The sequence below is a fragment of the Dactylosporangium sp. NPDC000555 genome, assembly GCF_040300025.1.
Classification (GTDB): Bacteria; Actinomycetota; Actinomycetes; order Mycobacteriales; family Micromonosporaceae; genus Dactylosporangium.
Window position 1 is genome coordinate 1 of the sequence record NZ_JBEPDB010000093.1, and the last position, 18,357, is coordinate 18,357.

At 70.6% G+C, this 18,357-nt stretch carries 13 protein-coding genes; 10 read left to right on the forward strand and 3 right to left on the reverse strand.

Going from position 1 to position 18,357, the window contains the following annotated elements:
• Positions 1–605 precede the first annotated feature (605 nt).
• Positions 606–1,214 carry an ArsR/SmtB family transcription factor gene (locus tag ABT297_RS36345; protein WP_350557034.1) on the reverse strand — a complete coding sequence of 203 codons (609 nt, stop codon included), beginning with the start codon at positions 1,212–1,214 and terminating at the stop codon, positions 606–608.
• Between the two features lie 94 nt (positions 1,215–1,308).
• Between ABT297_RS36345 and ABT297_RS36350 the strand changes: the two genes are divergently transcribed.
• From ABT297_RS36350 to ABT297_RS36360, 3 genes are all read left to right on the forward strand, one after another.
• Positions 1,309–2,571 (forward strand): MFS transporter, encoded by a 1,263-nt coding sequence (locus ABT297_RS36350; protein WP_350557035.1) that lies wholly within the window; start codon positions 1,309–1,311, stop codon positions 2,569–2,571.
• 627 nt (positions 2,572–3,198) lie between these two features.
• The gene (locus tag ABT297_RS36355) at positions 3,199–4,365 is read left to right on the forward strand and encodes an ImmA/IrrE family metallo-endopeptidase (protein WP_350557037.1); all 1,167 of its coding nucleotides are present in this window, start codon (positions 3,199–3,201) and stop codon (positions 4,363–4,365) included.
• The gene (locus tag ABT297_RS36360) at positions 4,362–4,940 is read left to right on the forward strand and encodes a PIN domain-containing protein (RefSeq protein ID WP_350557039.1); all 579 of its coding nucleotides are present in this window, start codon (positions 4,362–4,364) and stop codon (positions 4,938–4,940) included. The genes ABT297_RS36355 and ABT297_RS36360 overlap by 4 nt, the downstream gene beginning before the upstream one ends.
• A 413-nt stretch (positions 4,941–5,353) precedes the next feature.
• Here the strand turns inward: ABT297_RS36360 and ABT297_RS36365 are convergent, their stop codons facing one another.
• Entirely contained in the window at positions 5,354–5,968 is a 615-nt protein-coding gene (locus ABT297_RS36365) for a TetR/AcrR family transcriptional regulator (protein ID WP_350557041.1), read from the reverse strand.
• A 191-nt stretch (positions 5,969–6,159) separates the two neighbouring features.
• Here ABT297_RS36365 and ABT297_RS36370 point away from each other — a divergent pair, with 191 nt between their 5' ends.
• The 5 genes from ABT297_RS36370 to atzF are packed head-to-tail and all read left to right on the forward strand — an operon-like array spanning position 6,160 to position 14,359.
• Positions 6,160–7,749 (forward strand): amino acid permease, encoded by a 1,590-nt coding sequence (locus ABT297_RS36370; RefSeq protein ID WP_350557042.1) that lies wholly within the window; start codon positions 6,160–6,162, stop codon positions 7,747–7,749.
• Positions 7,746–8,543: an urea amidolyase associated protein UAAP1 gene (locus ABT297_RS36375; protein ID WP_350557043.1), complete on the forward strand. Its 798-nt coding sequence runs from the start codon at positions 7,746–7,748 to the stop codon at positions 8,541–8,543. The genes ABT297_RS36370 and ABT297_RS36375 overlap by 4 nt, the downstream gene beginning before the upstream one ends.
• Positions 8,540–9,178, forward strand: coding sequence for an urea amidolyase associated protein UAAP2 (locus ABT297_RS36380; protein ID WP_350557045.1), 639 nt, complete (start codon positions 8,540–8,542; stop codon positions 9,176–9,178). Before ABT297_RS36375 ends, ABT297_RS36380 begins: the two co-directional genes overlap by 4 nt.
• A gap of 4 nt (positions 9,179–9,182) precedes the next feature.
• Positions 9,183–12,677 carry a 5-oxoprolinase/urea amidolyase family protein gene (locus ABT297_RS36385; RefSeq protein WP_350557047.1) on the forward strand — a complete coding sequence of 1,165 codons (3,495 nt, stop codon included), beginning with the start codon at positions 9,183–9,185 and terminating at the stop codon, positions 12,675–12,677.
• Complete coding sequence (gene atzF, locus ABT297_RS36390; RefSeq protein WP_350557048.1) at positions 12,674–14,359, forward strand: allophanate hydrolase; 1,686 nt, start codon at positions 12,674–12,676, stop codon at positions 14,357–14,359. The genes ABT297_RS36385 and atzF overlap by 4 nt, the downstream gene beginning before the upstream one ends.
• On the opposite strand, the gene ABT297_RS36395 is transcribed toward atzF, so the two are convergent.
• Positions 14,317–15,891: an MFS transporter gene (locus ABT297_RS36395; RefSeq protein ID WP_350557050.1), complete on the reverse strand. Its 1,575-nt coding sequence runs from the start codon at positions 15,889–15,891 to the stop codon at positions 14,317–14,319. The two genes, atzF and ABT297_RS36395, sit on opposite strands and share 43 nt — an antisense overlap.
• Before the next feature lie 672 nt (positions 15,892–16,563).
• Here ABT297_RS36395 and ABT297_RS36400 point away from each other — a divergent pair.
• The gene (locus ABT297_RS36400; protein WP_350557051.1) at positions 16,564–16,815 is read left to right on the forward strand and encodes a hypothetical protein; all 252 of its coding nucleotides are present in this window, start codon (positions 16,564–16,566) and stop codon (positions 16,813–16,815) included.
• A gap of 215 nt (positions 16,816–17,030) precedes the next feature.
• Positions 17,031–18,215: a glycosyltransferase 87 family protein gene (locus tag ABT297_RS36405; RefSeq protein ID WP_350557053.1), complete on the forward strand. Its 1,185-nt coding sequence runs from the start codon at positions 17,031–17,033 to the stop codon at positions 18,213–18,215.
• The last annotated feature ends 142 nt before the right edge of the window (positions 18,216–18,357 follow it).

Sequence of the window (18,357 nt, forward strand, 5' to 3'; positions counted from 1 at the left end):
CGTGCCTCGGGTACCAACGACAAGGCCGGTGCCGCGACCAACCTGCTGCGATGGACGTCGCCCCGGTCCATCAAGGAGACCTTTGTGCCACCCACGCGCCATCGATACCCGCACATGGAGTGACCCGCTTGCTCTGTGAGTGTGCTGGGGTGCGGTCCCGGCGAGGGCCTGCCCGGTGCGCCCGCACTGGGCGGCTACGACGCAACCGACGACGTTGTAGTCGCGGCGCGTTTGCACTACGGCGACCCGGCCGCGGACGGACCGTGGGCCTGTGTCGAAACGGCCCGCCTCGCCCACACGCGAATGCTGCCCGCACCGCTACGACTGCTGATCGGACACTACCTACGCCTCGACGGCGTGCGCTTCGCCGACGTCGACTGGACCGCCGGCACCGGCACGATCGTGGTCGACGGCCAGCCAAGGAGGGCCGAGACGGTACACGCCGTCCGCTGGCGGGCGACCAGATGCGAACATGACGCCGCGCAGATCACCGTCGTCACCCGCGACTGGCCGCGTGCCATAGTGACGGTGCGGCGCGGTCCGGCGTGGAGCCGGTGCTCGCCGCCCGTCACGGCTGGCGGCCGGCTCGTCCAGCGCCGTGTGCGTCAGGCGTTCGGCGTGCTGAAGACGCACAGCAGCTCGACCGGCACCGTGGCATCCGCGGTCGGCTCGTCGTCGAACTCCTCCAGCAGCGCCTGCAGGCGGGCCCGGAACTCCGCCGCCCGGGCAGCTGGCATGCGCGTGTCGATGGCGCTGACGATCGGCGCGGTGCCGGCGTCGGTGGACTCTTCGTCGAAGCCGACCCGGCCAGCCCCGACATGCGCAAGGAAGGTGTCCCGGAAGGTGTCGAACGTGGCGGCGACCGCCTGGGTCACCTGACTGCGCTGCGCCGGCGAGCGGAACAGGTCGTGGCTGAGTCGCAGGCCGACGCAGGCGGCCCGGTAGCGATGCTCCACGATGCCGGAGACGATGCGCGTCTCGGCGACCTGCACCAGGTCGACCGTCTGCAGCTGCTTGATGTGGCGGTACAGCCGGGTCTGCGGCTCACCGAGCTCGCGGGCCAGTTCCTTGACCGACATGACCCGCTGCGTGACGTCGGCCTCGTGCATGAGTGTGCGCATGATCGCCAGGCGAATGGGGTCGGACAGTGCGCGCAAGGTCGCGACATCGTCAACGGTCCGGACCGGCGTCGCCGCACGCTGGGGCGTCTCCACGGTATGAACCCCTCTCAAGCGCAGTGTCTTGCGTATCGTACACGTCTGTGTCAACGTTCATGTACTCGTGAACGCTGCCGGAGGGGTGAATGACGTGAGTCTCGCGAGCGCCGAGGAGCAGCCCGCAACGTCCGTGCCGACACCCCTATGGCGCAACTGGCGGTTCCAGCTGCTCTGGATCGGCTCCAGCACCGCGACGCTCGGCGTCGAGATCGCCGACGTGGCCTATCCGCTGCTGATCCTGGCGCTGACCGGCTCCGCTGTCCTCGCCGGCCTCTTCGGCTTCCTGCAGTTCGCGGCCATGTGCCTGCTCGGCCTCCCGGTCGGGGTACTGATCGACCGGCTCGACCGCCGGCGCGTGCTGCTGGCCGCCGAAGCCGGCCGGGCGCTGCTGGTGGGCTCGGTCGCGGTCGCGGCGGCGGTGCACCACCTCACCGTCGCGCACATGCTCGTCACCGCAGTCCTGCTGGGCATCGGGACCACGTTCGGCGGGCCTGTCCGCATGCTGATGATCCGGGCCGTCGTACCGCGCCAGCAGTTGACCGCCGCGCTGACCCAGGACGAGGTTCGCGAAGGCGCGACGAGTCTCAGCGGCCCGCCGCTGGGCGGCCTGCTGTACGGCCTCTCGCGGACGCTGCCGTTCCTGTGCTGTGCGCTGTCGTTCGCCGTGTCGTTCGTGTGCGCGCTGCTCGTGCGGCCACCCCGCGAGCCCGCCGGGGCCGACGGTGAGGGCGGCCGTGGCTTCGGTGGCATGTTCGACGGCTTCCGCGAGCTGTGGCGCTCGCCGCTGCTGCGGCACGCGATCATCATGATCACCACGTACTACCTGGCGGCCATGGCCACCGTGCTGAGCGTCATCGTGATCCTCGAGGCGCGTGGTACCAGCCCCAAGGCGATCGGTTTGGCCCTGACCGGCACCGCGGTCGGCACTCTGCTCGGCTCCATCTTCGTCGGCCGGCTGCACCGCCTGCTGCGCCCCGGTCGGCTGCTGGTGCTGGTATCGGCGACGGTGGCGGTATCGGTCGCCCTGCTCGCCGTGCCATGGGACTACGGTTGGGTCTTCGCGGCTCTGGCGCTCGGCGCGCTGCTGGTGCCGGCCATGCGGGTCCTGGTCGACGTGCTGATCTTCCGGCAGGTGCCCGACGAGCGCCGCGGCCGGACCGTCGTGGCGACTATGACGACCTTCGCGGCCGGCCCGCCGCTCGGCGCCCTGCTGGCGGGCCTGCTGCTCCAGCTCGCCGGCGGACGCGCGGCCGTACTCACGATCGCGGTGCTGGTCGCGCTGTCCGCGCTCTACGGGCTGAGCGACCGGCACGTGCGGCAGGCAGCCTGGCCCGCCGACGACGGCAACGGCTGACCACTACTGTCCACAGTGGCTGATCGCGTCGGCCCGGACGGAAACTGTGCTTGACGCGGTCCATGGGCGAGCGGGTGATCTCGTCCTCGTCGAGCAGCCACCGGAAGAACTGCTGCAGCCCCTTGTGCTTGTTAGGTGGCAGGCGCCGACCGGGTCTCGATCATCCAGGCCTGGAACGCCTCGATGTGCTTCTTCGTGACCGCGGTCGGGTCCTCGGCGGCCTCGTCCGCGTCGGGGCGGGGGAGTGCTCGGCGAGGTACCGGGCGAGCTGCGCGGCGGCAAGGAGGTAGTTGTACCGGGTGGTCTCCGGATAGTTCCCGGCGCGGAGCTGATCCGGTCGGGCTCGGGCGGCTGTGGTGCGGTCGGCTGTGGTCCGTCGCTGCTGTACTGCTGGCGCCGATGTTTCGGCAACTGCCTATCCCGCACGGGGCCGCCTCCAGGTGGCTTGAAGCCCCTCTGCGCACCTGTTGGACACCCTTCGGGAACAGGCCGGCGTCGGCCCTCCGGATCGAACCGACGTCTCGTCTCATCCATGAACCTCTATCCCTCAAGTTCGCCCTCGGCAGGCCTGGAACTCCGGCCATGCAGAGGTTGCCAAGATAGAAACTTCGGGGCATAGTTGGTTGCATGAGCGACAAGTCCGTCGGCGAGCGCATCGCCGCCCTCCGCATCGCCAGGGGTCTGACCGGGGAACAGTTCGGCCGTGCCCTCGGTTTGACGAAGTCGCAGGTGTCGAAGGTTGAAAGCGGCACCCGAAAGCTCGACATCAGCGAGATTGCGCTGGTGGCAGATGCGCTCGGCGTCACTCTGGCGGAAGTTCTCGGTGTAGAGCGCAGGGGCAGCCTTGCGCTCGCTGCACGCGTGATGACGGCACCGGGGCGAGACGAAACCGCCCCGGCCCGTCGCCGTGTGCGCCAGGTCCTCGAAGTCGAAGCTGCCCTAGGGGATGCTGTTGGCCTTCCGGCAGCCGGCCCCTCGACTGCTGGCGCCGCAGTTCTGGAGCAGATCCACGTCGAAGGACTTGCCGATACCATCACGATGGGCTGCGGCGCCCGGCTGGCGGAAATCGTCAGGGAACGTCTCGGTTTAGGCCGCGCCCCGATCGGTGATCTACCCGCCCTTGTTGAGCGGCACTTCGGACTCAGCGCCGTCACCTGGCCCGTCGGCAAGGCTGTCAGCGGCCTTTGCGCACATGGCGCGGACGTTGCCTTAATGCTGGTAAGTTCCTCTTTTCCTGTGGGGCACCAGCGATTCACGGCGGCGCACGAACTCGCCCATCACCTACTAACCGACCCCCGCGAGGTCATCATCGAGGGTGACGTCTTCGCGGTCAGCACTCCGCCAGAGCGGCGTGCGAACGCCTTCGCCGCCGCGCTCCTCATGCCGGCGGACGGGTTGCGCGAGGTCATCAAGGACCGTGCCATCGATGAGGTCGTAATCGCCGAACTCATGCGCGAGTTCGGCGTCAGCTACACCGCGCTGCTCTACCGCCTCGCCGACTCTGCCGTCCGGCTCATAAGCACCAAAGACCGCGACAGCGGGCTGCAACGCGCCCCGACCAGTGTGCTGCGCGCCGCAGGTGATCCTGCCCCCACTGAGCTCACCTGGCCAGACGATGCTCGCCGTGTTCCGCCAAGACTGCTTTCCGCGGCACAGCAGGGATACCAGAACGGCAGGGTCGGACTTGGCCTCCTCGCCGCTCTACTCGACGAGGAGGCGGACTCGCTGTACACGCGCCTGGCCGAGGAAGGCATGACACCTCCCGCCGTGCACGACGACATGGGCGACCTATGACGCCGACGCCGCCAGCGTTGCTACTGGATACTTGCGCAATCATCAACCTGTCATACTGTTCGCCGGTCGCGACATTGTTCAAGACTCGCTATACAGAACGCGTCGGCTGGACCCGCGCCGTGCAGACGGAGCTGACACGACAGCGGTCACGGAAGCCACCACACCCACAGGCAGGCCGTGCAAGCAACTGGGCCACGAGTTGGCTGCCCTCACCGATCGAGATCGTTGACTCCGTTGATCAGATCGCGATCGCCAAGATCCAGACGCAGGTCGCGCTTGGCAGCGAGGACGACAACCTCGATCATCTCGGCGAGGCGTCCAGCATCCATTTGTTAGCCACCAACGGCGCAGGGCGCCTAATCAGCGATGACCATGGCGCCCGTGCAGTTGCCCGTAATCAGTATCAGGTGCTCGCGTCTTCAACCGTCGGTGTCCTCACCGAACTCCTTGCCCGTGGCGAGGTCACGCCTGAGACCGCCGACTTATACCTCGACACCCTCCGAGCCCAGAAGCGCATGCAGGTCGCGCTCACCTCCCGAGATCTGCTACGCCGCGACCTCGGCCCCTGGGACTAACGAAGTCGGGGAACGGCTTTGACTGGCCGGCGGGTGTGTGGAGGGTCGGTTGCCTCCGGACCCCGAGCGTCCCTCTCCGGAGGAGCCGCCGGAGGCGAGAGCCCAGCACAACGCGGACGTGGCAGGGAGCGAAGCGACCGGTGTCTGACGGGAGCAGCGGTAGTAGTTCGACGGACCGGAGTCATAAAACGCCTTTTTGGCCTGGTCCGGTGTTATCGAGAGCGGTGGCGATAGGCCTGCAGCAGGGTCCCGCCGTGGCGCAGCACCCGGTGCGCCCCGGCGAGCCCGGTCGGCCATCTGCGCGGCATCTCGCGGCTCGGCGTCGCTGCGGCTGCCGACGGGCTGCCGCTACGGCGGGGAGGTCCTGGTGTGCCGCCGAAGCCGGAGCAGGGTCCGTTAGTGACGAACCCGGCTTACGGGGTGGTGGCGAGGCGTAACGCCGCCGCGGCCACCGTCTGTTGGAGTCGGGCCGGCGGTGGCAGTGCCGGCAGGTCGCGGCGCATGCCGATGACGCTCTCCACCATGCCGAAGACCAGGTCGCCGGTCACGTCAGCGTCCGGCGAAGAGGCGCCGGCGACGGCAGCGACCAGGCGGCGGTAGGCGGCCCTGAGCTGCTCGCGGTCGGCGCGGAAGCGGGTGAACGGTTCGGTCGCGATCTCGGGCAGGGCGTAGAGGATGCCGACATTCCAGCGCGCGCCGAGCAGGACCCCGACGTCGTACCGGACGAGCGCATGCAGGGCGTCGGCGGGGCTCAGCGCCTCCTGGGCCAGTCGCTCGGCGTAGGCCAGGGACGGGCCGACGGTGGACTCGAGCAGTTCGGCGAGGATCTGCTCCTTGGTGCTGAAATGGTAGTAGAGCGACGCCTGCCGCACCCCGACCATCTCGGCGATCATGCGGGTCGACGTGGCGGCGTACCCCCGTTCGGCGAACAGCTCGGCCGCGGCGTCGAGGATCTCTTCCCGCGCAGTACCGACAGGCAGGCGCCGAGCTCCGGAGCGGGGACGACCGACTGAAGGTGCGGAGCTCACGCCAGCATCGTCGCACGCGGTCGATGTCCCGGTCGATCCGGCTGCGACGTAACCGCGCCGACACATCCGGCAATCGAAGGTTTACGGCCGGGAAACGACCGTCGATCTCACACCGGCAAATCTGTCACCCGACAGGTATTCGGGCGGCGGGTCGGCCAGCACCCGCCGCCGCCTGCATCGAGGAGGCGGTCTTGTCCACTACCCCCACCCTGGCGACACCGCCGGAGGGCGACCGATCTGACGCCGTGGACCTGCGTGGTTTCGGCTACGAGCCCAAACTGCGCCGCAGCATCGGCAGTTACGCGTCGTTCGCCGCCGGCTTCTCCTTCGTGTCGATCCTCACGACGGTCTTCCAGCTCTTCGCCTTCGGGTTCTCGTTCGGCGGCCCGGCCTTCTTCTGGACCTGGCCGCTGGTCTTCGCCGGCCAGTTCATGGTGGCGCTCAACTTCGCCGAGCTCGCCGCCCGCTACCCGCTCTCCGGCTGCATCTACCAGTGGTCGCGGCGGTTGTCGAACGCCACGATCGGCTGGTTCGCCGGCTGGGTCATGATCGTCGCGCAGATCGTCACGGTCGCCGCCGCCGCGATCGCCCTGCAGGTGGTGCTTCCGCAGATCTGGTCCGGCTTCCAGCTCGTCGGCGGCGATCCCGCGCTCACCTCCACCAGCGGCGCCACCAACGCCGTCGTCCTCGGCTCCATCCTGATCGCGTTGACCACGTTGGTGAACGTCAGCGGCGTGCGACTCATGGCGATCGTCAACAGCACCGGTGTGACCCTCGAGATCATCGGTGTCGCGGCCGTCGTGATCCTGTTGCTGTTCAACGTCGAGCGGGGACCGGGCGTGGTCTTCGACACCGGCGGTCTGGGCAGCGGCCTGTCCTACGTCGGTCCGTTCCTGGTGTCGGCGTTGATGGCCGCGTACGTGGTGGTCGGTTTCGACAGCGCCGGCGAGCTCAGCGAGGAGACCCGCGACCCGCGGCACGTCGCGCCGCGGACGATCCTGCGGGCGCTGGCCGCCTCCGGTATCGGCGGCGGCCTGATGCTGCTGGTCGCGCTGATGGCCGCGCCGAGCCTGACCGATGGCCGGCTGGCCACCGAAGGCCTGCCGTACGTGCTGATGAGCCGCCTCGGCGAGACCGGCGGCCGGATCCTGCTGGTCGACGTGGCGATCGCCGTCGCAGTCTGCACCCTGGCGATCCAGACTGCCGGCAGCCGGATGATCTTCTCGATGGCGCGCGACGGTGTCCTGCCGTTCTCCGGCGCGCTCAGCAAGGTCAACCCGCGCACCGGTACGCCGGCGCTGCCCGCGATCGTCGTCGGTGTCGGCGCGGCCGCGGTCCTGCTGGTCAACATCGGCCAGGCCGCCCTGTTCACCGCCCTGACCAGCGTCTGCATCGTCCTGCTCTACATCGCCTACGCCCTGGTCACGGTCCCGTTGCTGATCCGGCGCGGCCGAGGCTGGCCGCGCAGCGAGGGCGCCGCCGCCACCGAACGCGGCGGCAAACTGTTCTCCCTCGGCCGGTTCGGCATCGTCGTCAACGCCGTGGCCGTGCTCTACGGCATCGGCATGATCCTCAACCTGGGCTGGCCCCGGCAGGAGGTCTACGACCCGGCCGGCACCCACTGGTACCTGCACTACTTCTCGCTGCTGTTCGTCGGCGCCGCCCTGCTCGCCGGAGCTTTGGTCTACCTGCGCCATCGCGCCCGGGTCGCGGCCCTGCACCCGCGGCTGGACTTCGCCGCCCCCGTCACCGCACCCGTCGCCGCGGGAGAGATCGCATGAGCACCGCCACCACCGCCGGCGCGCGTGCACACGCCCGCGCCCAGGGCGGCACCGTGGTGGAGTGCATGCCCACCATCCCGGCCGGTGACGGCCTCAGCTGGGCCGAGACCGTCCCGGGTGGCGGCTACGCCGGCAAACGGCTGGCCCGCGGCACCACGCTGCGCCTGACCGACCTGTACGGCGACGCCTGCGTGTCGGTGCTGCTGTTCAACGCCGACGAGCCGTGGGAGCGCCTCAACGTCGCCGACACCGTCAAAGTCCTGTGGCAGGCGTACATCGGCGAGGGCCACCTGCTGCTGTCCGACCAGGGGCGAGTCCTCGCCTCGGTGACGGCAGGCGCCCAGGACCGCTCGGACACCTTCTGCGGTACCTCCACGCTGACCAGCAACACCGACCGGTACGGCGACGGCTCGCCGCACGGCATGACACCGGCCGGGCGGGAGCTGTTCACCCTGGCCGCCGCCAAACACGGCCTGACCCGCCGGGACCTGCCGCCGTGCATCTCGTTCTTCCAGGGGGTCCGCGTCGGCGACGACGGCGCGTGCACCTGGCTCGGGTCGGCCGGGGCCGGGGCGATCGTGGAGCTGCGCGCGGAGATGCCGCTGATCGTGCTGCTGGCCAACGCGCCGCACCCGCTCGACCCGCGCGAGGCGTACACCTGCACACCCGCACGCATCGAGGCCCGGCCCGGCCTGCCCACCGCCCCGACCGACGCCCTGTGGTCGCGGACGCCGGAAGGCGAGCGCGCGCTGCTCAACACCGCGGACTACCTCACCGCCCGGGGGATCGCATGACCGCCACCGCGGCACCGGCGCTGGTCGCCGGCCGGATCGTGCTCGACGAGACCGTCGCCGCCCGCGCGCCCTGGTCGGCGATCGTGCGCCGCGGCCAGGTCCTGACCATCGTGGATCTGTACGGTAACCAGGCCGTCGACTGTCTGCTCTACAACGCCGAGGACACCAGCGAACGCTATTCGGCGCCGGACACGATCGCCGCGCAGGGCGGCATCTTCCTGACCACCGGCAGCGTGCTGCGCTCCAGCGAAGGCCGGGCGCTGATGCGCGTCGTCGGCGACGAGGTGGGCCGGCACGACACCGTCGGCGGCGCCTGCAGCCGCGAGTCGAACACCCTGCGCTACGGGCAGCACACCAAGCACCAGCACGCCTGCGTGGAGAACTTCCTCATCGAAGGTGCCCGGTGGGGCCTGGGCAAACGGGACCTGGTCAGCAACATCAACTGGTACATGAACGTGCCGGTCGACCCGGACGGCAGCCTCGGCATCGTCGACGGCATCTCCGCCCCCGGCCTGCGGGTCGCGCTGCGCGCCGAGATGGACGTGCTGGTCCTGATATCGAACTGCCCGCAAATCAACAACCCGTGCAACGGCTTCGACCCGACGCCGGTCCGCATGATTGTCACGGAGGAATAGCCGCGTGTTCGACACCCTGCTGGTCGCCAACCGCGGCGAGATCGCCTGCCGCATCATCCGCACCGCCGCCAGGCTCGGCCTCAAGACGGTCGCGGTCTTCTCCGACCCGGACCGCGGCGCCCCGCACGTGCGCCTCGCCGACCAGGCCGTACGGCTTGGGCCGGCCCCGGCCCGGCAGAGCTACCTGCTGGTGGACCGTGTTCTCGACGCGGCGCTGTCCACCGGCGCCGGTGCCGTGCACCCCGGCTACGGATTCCTCTCCGAGGACGCCGCCTTCGCCACCGCCGTGGAGGCGGCCGGGCTCGCCTTCGTCGGGCCGACACCCGCACAGCTCACCGCGTTCGGCGCCAAGCACACCGCGCGTGGGCTGGCCCACGCGGCCGGCGTACCGATGATCGAGGGCACCGGCCTGCTGTCCGGCCTCGACGAGGCGCTCGCCGCCGCCGGCCGGATCGGCTACCCGGTGATGGTCAAGGCGACCGGCGGCGGTGGCGGCATCGGCATGCAGGCATGCCACACACCGGCCGAGCTCACCGCCGCCTACGACCGGGTGGAGCGCCTCGCCGTCGCCAGTTTCGGCAGCGGCGGCGTCTTCCTGGAACGCTTCGTCCGGCGGGCCCGCCACGTCGAGGTCCAGGTCTTCGGCGACGGCCACGGCCGCGTCGTCGCGCTCGGCGACCGCGACTGCAGCCTGCAACGCCGCAACCAGAAGGTGATCGAGGAGGCGCCCGCGCCCGGACTGTCCGACGCCGTGCGTGAGCGGCTGCACACCTCGGCGGCGGCCCTGTGCGCGTCGGTGAGCTACCGGTCGGCGGGTACCGTCGAGTTCGTCTACGACGCCGAACGCGAACAGGCGTCCTTCCTCGAGGTCAACGCCCGCCTCCAGGTCGAGCACCCGGTCACCGAGGAGGTCCTCGGCGTCGACCTGGTCGAGTGGATGCTGCGCCTGGCCCAGGGCGACGACACCGTCCTGGACACCCCCCGCCGGGGCGGGGCCGGCGCCGCCGTCGAGGCCCGGGTCTACGCCGAGGACCCCACCCAGGACCACCGGCCCAGCGCCGGCCTCATCACCAATGTCGAGTTCCCGGCCGGCGTGCGGGTCGACGGCTGGGTCGAGGCCGGTACCGAGGTGAGCACGGCGTACGACCCGATGCTCGCGAAGGTCATCGTGACCGGAGCGACCCGCGACCAGGCGTTCGCCAACCTGCGCACAGCCCTGCTCGCCACCCGCGTCGACGGCATCGAAACCAACCTCGGCCTGTTGCGGGCGGCGGCCGGCCACGGCGACGTGCTCGCCGCCCGGCACGCGACGGCGACCCTCGCCGACGTGCACGACACGGAGCCGCGCATCGTCGTGGAACGGGCCGGCACGCTGACGGCCGTGCAGGACTGGCCGGGCCGCACCGGGCTGTGGGAGGTCGGTGTGCCACCGTCCGGGCCGATGGACGACCTTTCGTTCCGGCTCGGCAACAAGGCGCTCGGCAACCCCGAAGGCGCGCCCGGCCTGGAGTGCACCGTCGACGGACCGGCGCTACGGTGCACCGCCGACACCACCATCTGCGTCACCGGCGCCGCGATGCCGGTCACCGTCGACGGCGTCCCGGTGCCCCGCTGGGAGCCGGTCCGGGTGCCCGCCGGCTCGGTCCTCGACGTGGGCCGGGCGACCGGCGGCGGCCTGCGCACCTACGTGCTCTTCGCCGGCGGGCTCGACGTCCCGACGTACCTGGGCAGTGCCGCGACGTTCACCCTCGGGCAGTTCGGCGGGCACGGCGGCCGAACCCTGCGCCTGGGCGACGTGCTGCGCACGGCGGCACCGACCGGAGAAACCGCCGCTGCCGTACCGGTGGCGCAGCGACCGGTGATCGGCCGTGACTGGCGGCTCAGAGTCACCGAAGGGCCGCACGCGGCCCCCGAGTTCTTCACCCGCGAGGACATCGACGCGTTCTACGCCGCGCAGTGGCAGGTGCACTTCAACTCCGCCCGCACCGGCGTCCGGCTGATCGGCCCGAAGCCGCGGTGGGCGCGCACCGACGGCGGCGAGGCGGGGCTGCACCCGTCGAACATCCACGACACCCCGTACTCGGTCGGCGCCGTCGACTTCACCGGCGACGTACCGATCCTGCTCGGCCCGGACGGGCCCAGCCTCGGCGGGTTCGTCTGCCCGGCCACCGTCATCACCGCCGACCGGTGGAAGCTCGGCCAGCTCGCCCCCGGCGACACCGTGCGGTTTGTGCCCGTCTCCGACCTCGACTGCACACCGCTGCCGCAGCCGGCCGACGACGGCATCCTGGCCCGCGACGAGGATGTCACCTACCGGCGCTCCGGCGACGACAACCTGCTCATCGAGTACGGCCCGATGACCCTCGACCTCGGCCTGCGGATGCGCGCCCACGCCCTGATGGACCGGCTGCGCGCCGAGGGCCTGGGCGGCGTCGTCGACCTCACCCCGGGCATCCGCTCGCTGCAGGTCCACGTCGACCCGGCCCGGCTGCCGGTACGCAAGCTGCTCGGACTGGTCCGCGCGCTGCAGGCCGACCTGCCCGCCACCCGCGACCTGGTCGTGCCCAGCCGGACCGTGCACCTGCCGCTGTCCTGGGACGACCCGGCCACCCGGGAGGCCATCGCCCGCTACATCAACGGTGTCCGCGACGACGCCCCCTGGTGCCCGTGGAACATCGAGTTCATCCGCCGGGTCAACGGCCTGGCGTCGGTCGACGACGTCTACCGCACCGTCTACGACGCCAGCTACCTGGTCCTCGGCCTCGGTGACGTCTACCTCGGCGCACCGGTCGCGACCCCGCTCGACCCGCGGCACCGGCTCGTCACGACCAAGTACAACCCGGCCCGGACCTGGACCCCGGAGAACGCCGTCGGCATCGGCGGTGCCTACCTGTGCATCTACGGCATGGAAGGCCCCGGCGGCTACCAGTTCGTCGGCCGTACCGTGCAGGTCTGGTCCCGCTGGCAGCGCGAAACCGGTGACCCGTGGCTGCTGCGCCACTTCGACCGCATCCAGTGGTACCCGGTCGGCGCCGAGGAACTGCTCGACCTGCGCGCCGACGTCGCCGCCGGGCGGCACCGGCTGCGCATCGACGACGGCACCTTCCGCCTCGCCGATCACGAAGCCTTCCTGGCCGGCAACGCCGCCTCCATCGCCGCCTTCCGGGCGAAGCAGGCCGCCGCGTTCGGCGCCGAACGCGAAGCCTGGGCCGCGGCCGGCGAGTTCGACCCCCGCCCCGAACCGCAGGCGCCGCCCGCCGCCGCGACAGTGTCCGTGCCGGACGGCGGCGCGCTGGTGGAGGCCCCGTTCGTCGCCAGCGTGTGGCGGGTCGACGCCCGCCCCGGCGACCGCGTGGCCGCCGGGCAGCCGCTGCTGGCCCTCGAGGCGATGAAACTGGAGAGCGTCGTCACCGCGCCACGCGACGGTACGGTCATCGACATCCTCGTCACTCCCGGCACCCAGGTGGCACCGGGCAGCCCGCTGGTGGTGCTGGCATGACCCCGACCGACCGCGTCCGCGCCGCCTACGCCCGGCTCGCCCTCGGCGAACGACCCGAAGCGTGGATCACGCTGCGCCCGGAGCGTGACCTGCTCGCCGACGCCGCCGCCGTGGAAGCCCGCCTCGCCGCCGGAGAACACCTGCCGCTGGCCGGGCGGCTGCTCGCGGTCAAGGACAACATCGACGTCGCGGGCCTGCCCACCACGGCGGCCTGCCCGGCGTACGCCTACCGGCCCGGACGCAGCGCCCCGGCCGTGCAGCGCCTCGTCGACGCCGGCGCACTGATCCTCGGCAAGACCAACCTGGACCAGTTCGCCACCGGCCTCGTCGGCACGCGCAGCCCGTACGGCGCGGTCCGTCACGCCCGCGACCCCGCCCGGGTCGCCGGCGGGTCCAGCTCCGGCTCCGCCGTGACCGTCGCGCTCGGCATCGCCGACCTGGCCGTCGGCACCGACACCGCCGGCTCCGGCCGGGTGCCCGCCGCGTTCCAGGGCATCGTCGGTGTCAAGCCGACACCGGGGCTCGTCCCCACCGACGGGGTGGTGCCGGCCTGCCGCAGCTTCGACTGCGTCACCGTCTTCGCCCGCACCGTCACCGAAGGCACCGAGGCCATGGCCATCATGAGCGATCCGGTGTTCCCGGCGGACGCACCGCTGGCCGCGCCGCCGCACCCGATCGTCGCGGTGCCGGACCGCAGCGAGCTGACCGGCATGGCACCGGCGTGGATCGACGCGTTCGAGCGGGCCGCGACGACCCTGGAGACCCGCGGCGCCCGACTGCGCCCGATCCGGCTGGCACCGTTCCTCGCCGCGGCGAAACTGCTCTACAACGGCGGGTTCGTCGCCGAACGGTACGCCGCCGTCGGCGCCTTCATCGACGAGCACCCCGACGAGATCGACCCGACCGTCCGGGCGATCATCGGCGCCGCCCGCGACATCCCCGCCCACGTGCTCGTCGCCGACACCGAACGGCTGGCGCACCTGCGCCGCGAGGCCATGACCGCCTGGGGCGACGCGGACGCGCTGCTGCTGCCGACCGCCCCGATCCATCCGACGATCGCCGAGGTCGACGCCGACCCGATCGGTGTCAACGCCGTCGTCGGCACCTACACCAACTTCTGCAACCTCTTCGGCCTCAGCGCCGTCGCCGTGCCGGCCGGCGAGGCCGGCGGCACCAACTTCGGCGTCCAGGTCATCGCGCGCGGCTTCGCCGACGCGGTCGCCGGCGACATCGCCGCGCTGCTGACCGGCGAAGCCCCGGCGGGCAGGGGCGGCCGAGGAGTGCCGGTCATGGTGGTCGGCGCGCACCTGAGCGGACAGCCGCTCAACCATCAGCTCACCGGGGCGGGTGGCCGCCTGCTCCGCCCGGTCCGCACCGCACCGCAGTACCGGCTGCACGCCCTGGCCACCGCACCACCGAAACCGGGACTGGTCCGCGTCACCGACGGCGGCGGCGCCATCGAAGGCGAGCTGTGGGAGCTGCCGCAGGCAGCGGTCGGCCCGTTCCTGGCCGCGCTGCCCACCCCCATGGCGCTGGGCCAGGTGCGGCTCGAGGACGGCTCGGCCGTCACCGGCTTCCTGTGTGAGGCCGCGGCCGTCGAGGATGCCCCCGACATCACCGCATACGGCGGCTGGCTCGCCTACCTGGCGGCCCCGGCCCCGGAGCTGCGGGGCTCTTCGTAGGCCGGCTCCGGTGTCGGACCCTTCTTTCCGGCAGCAGGCAAGGTAATCAGCAGCACAGCTGCTCCGAGGAGCGCGATGACCGCGATCCAGCCCGCGCCGACGTGCATAGCATGGATGAACGCATCATCAGCAGCCCGAGCAAGAGTGGGCTGGTGGATAGCGGCGGCGACGTGGCGGGCCTGTTCGGCGGAAACTCGCGCCTGATCCCGCACCGGACCGGGTACATCCTCCAGCGAAGGTTCGATCGCACGTCGGTACACGATCGACATGATCGTGCCGCCTACTGCAATCCCGATCACACTGCCGGTTTGTCGCACGGTGTTGGTGACGGCCGATCCCGCACCGGCCTGTTCCAGCGGCAGGGTGCTGATCAATGCGGCCATAACGGGGCCGATCACCACGCCGATCGAGAGACCCTGGATCAACAACAGGATCTCGATCCAGACGAGTGGAGTTTGCAGTCCGAGGAACCCGTACCCGCCCATGGTCAGCGCAGCCGTGGTTAGCGCCGGCACGGCGACAGGGCGTAGCGACAGGCGGCGAACCAGGCGCGAGCCGAGGGGTGCCCCCGCGAGCGCGCCGAGTGCGGTCGGGATATTGGCCAAGCCCGCCTTCATCGGCGAAAATCCGAGCGCGCCCTGCAGGTAGAACGCGTTATAGAAGGTGATGGCAGCCACAGCGAAGAGCAGCAATCCGAGCGCCACATTGCCGCCACCGAATGTGCGTTGGGCGAGCAGTCGTGGATCAAAGCTGGGCGCCTTGACACGCAGTTCGGCGAGTACGAAAACGGCCAGTAGAGCCAGACCGGCAATGATCGGCGCCCAGACATCGGCACGACTCCACAGCGCCACCTGCCCCGCCCGGATCAGCCCGTAGGCCAACGCTACGAGCCCACTGATCGACAGCAACATTCCAGCGGGGTCCAGTGGCCGCAGCGTGGGGCTGCGGAAATTCGGAACCAGCACAGCGAGCCCGACCAACGCCAGTGCCGCGACCGGGACGTTGATCAGAAAGACCGATCCCCACCAGAAATGATCGAGCAGGTACCCCGCCAGCACCGGGCCGGCCGCCATTCCGACACCGGCCGACGTCGAGAAAATGCCAATCGCGGCAGTCCGCGCGGGGCCGGTAAAGGTCCACATGAGGATGGCCAAGTTAGCGGGCGTGATCAGCGCACTGCCCACCCCCATCGCAGCTCGAGCCGCAATGAGCTCGCCCGCATCGCTTGCGTACGCCGCCCACAGTGAGGACCCGGCGAAGATCACCAACCCACTGGAGAACACAGTCCGGTGACCGAACCGATCGCCCAATGCTCCTGCAGTGAACATCAACGTGGCGAAGGCCAGCGTGTACGAACCGGTCGCCCATTGCAGCTGACCGGGATTGGCGCCCAGGCCACGGACCGGGTCAGCAAGGGTCTCCAGCGTAGTACTCAGGACAGTATTGTCCAGCCAAATCAGCAGCGAACACATCATGAGAACGGAAAGAATCAACTGCTGCCTGAACTTTGGCAACGATGCAGGCGCGGTCATGAACACCTTCGGAATCGGTCGGCGAGAGCCGGAACGATTGGACCGTAAGCAAATTCCACGGCACTGTCAAGCTCAGGATTTTTGTCAAGACTGTTGCGGCCGAACGGATTTTATGCCCTCGGCCGGATTTGCAAACTGAACAATTTTGCGCCTCTGGCGGCCTTGCGAGTTGAAGGATTTTATGTCTTACGGCGGGTAAGCCGGGCCAACTCAGCAGCCGGGCGAATTCGCCGGATGAGCGCGCGAGCCGGGACGCCTCCAGGCCGAAGATCGCGCCCACCTTGCCCCCGGCGGACCCGGGCCAGCAGCTCGGTGAACCCGTCGCGGTGCGCACCGAACCGGCCGGACACGCCCAGGTCCGCGTCGATGGTCAGCACCCCGCCGGGTGCCCAGCCCACTTCCACCGCCGTCGCGGCCAGCCCGTACTGCCGCGTCGTGGACTCCCGTGGATGCGGACCTGCACCACGCTGGACTGGCGGACGTACACCACCGCGAGCCTGCCCCGGCACCGCGACCCGCCCGGCAGCCGGCGGGCCCGGAACGTACCCACGGCACGCGCTGGGATACTCATGTCGCGTTCGCCCTCGCTCATCCGGCGGTGTACCGGCTGATGTATTCGCCCGGCTTCGACGCCGTGCCCAGCGCCGCCCAGGAGGCGCTCCGGCGCGCGAGGTGCTGGTGCGCTGCGCGGCCGCCGGCCGGCTGCGGGTCGACCCCGACCTGGCGGAGCAGACGATCATGTCGGCCAACGTCGGCGTCGCGCTGAGCCTGGTCACCCAGCCGAACACAGCACTTCAGCTCGCGGCGCTGCTGCGCGGCCGGCCGAGCGTCCTCGGCGGCCCGGAGACCGCCCTGCTGGTGCACTGGCTCGACACCCTGGCCACACAGGGCGGCAGCCCAGTCGGTACTCCGCCCGGCGGGTGAGCCCGCCGGGCGATCAGCCCGGTCCGTCCGGCCCGGTCTCGCCAAGACGCCACGGGGATGCCCCGCCGCTTGGAACACTGGACCGCGACATCGCGCCGCGAGGCCTCCGCCCGGCATTCGCTGCGGTCGAACCGCATTCCTCGACGACACCACATGTGTACATGTGGTGTCGACCGCGGTTCGCGCCTCATCGATACCGATGGGAGAGCCGAACGTTGGACACCCGGGCGGACGAATCCGCGTCAGCGTCGAACGTGTCCGGGCGGCAGTGGGCCGGCCTGGCCGTCCTCGCGGTCTGCGTCGCCCTGTTCGTCGCCGCCTCGGCGCGCTGGCAGCACCAGTTCGACCTGCGGATCTACCACGGCGCGGTCCGTTCCTGGGCGCACGGCGGTGACCTGTACGCCTACCGCCAACCGGAGACCGTGCGGGTATTCGGCTTCACCTATCCACCGTTCGCCGCGATCGCCATGCTGCCCATGACGATCGTGGCGTGGCCGGTCGCCGCCGTTGCCCTCGCGATCACGTCGGTGTCGGGGACGCTGCTGCTGCTCTGGCGACGGTTTCACCGGTGGGCACCGACGCTCGCCGGCGGGATTCTGCTCGCCGCGGCCGAACCCTGGCGGGACACCCTCAGTCTCGGCCAGATCAACCTGGTGCTGCTCACGCTCGTCGCGGTCGACCTGCTGTACCTGGTCGGACGGCATCCCGCCGCCGGTATCCTCATCGGTGTCGCCGCCGGCATCAAGCTCACCCCGGCGGTGTTCATCGCATACCTGCTGCTCGCCAGGCGTTATCGGGCAGGGTTCATTGCCGCCGGTACGGCGTTGGCGACCGTCGGCCTCGGATGGCTGATCGCCCCGGGGGCATCCCGCGCGTACTGGACGTCGCTGGTCTGGCGGACCGGCCGGGTCGGCGAGATCTTCTCCGTGCCAAACCAGTCCCTCGACGGCGCATTGGCCAGGATGCACGCGCCCGCGGCGGTGTGGCCCGCGCTCGTCGTGGTCATCCTGGCGGTCTGGGCCTACCGGGTGCGGCGGGCCGCCGACGCCTGGGCGGGCCTGGCGCTGACCGGTGTGGCGGTGTGCCTGATCAGCCCGATCAGCTGGGTGCACCACCTGGTCTGGCAGATTCCGGCGCTGCTCGTCCTCGTCGACCGGCGGGCCGATCGACGCCACCGGTACTGGTACCTGCTGCTCGGCGCCGGCATCTACGGGTTGATGGCCACCAGGGTCCTCTGGCTGTTCAAGGACCCCGCCAACCCGCTCTACCTGCCGGGCGCGAACATGCACGTCATCACCGGCCTGGTGCTGCTGCTCACGGTACCGGTCAAATCGGCGCCGCGCCCCACCACGGTGCTGCCGGCCCCGGCCACGCGGCCGTCGCTTGCCGAGACGGCGTAGCCCGCCACCCTCTGCCCTGGACGAGCTGATCAAAGCCCGCGGCCCTCGTCGCGAAGCCGGGCCGCCGCCCGACGGCTCGTCCAGCGGCCGCTCGGCCGCCGCACGGATCACCGCGGGGTCGTTCTGGCTGTCGGCGTCGGCC

Coding starts and splice junctions, on each gene's coding strand:
- ABT297_RS36395 (WP_350557050.1), bottom strand. CDS start 15,891: ATGACCGCGCCTGCATCGTTGCCAAAGTTCAGGCAGCAGTTGATTCTT.
- ABT297_RS36375 (WP_350557043.1), top strand. CDS start 7,746: ATGAGCACCGCCACCACCGCCGGCGCGCGTGCACACGCCCGCGCCCAG.
- ABT297_RS36355 (WP_350557037.1), top strand. CDS start 3,199: ATGAGCGACAAGTCCGTCGGCGAGCGCATCGCCGCCCTCCGCATCGCC.
- atzF (WP_350557048.1), top strand. CDS start 12,674: ATGACCCCGACCGACCGCGTCCGCGCCGCCTACGCCCGGCTCGCCCTC.
- ABT297_RS36380 (WP_350557045.1), top strand. CDS start 8,540: ATGACCGCCACCGCGGCACCGGCGCTGGTCGCCGGCCGGATCGTGCTC.
- ABT297_RS36360 (WP_350557039.1), top strand. CDS start 4,362: ATGACGCCGACGCCGCCAGCGTTGCTACTGGATACTTGCGCAATCATC.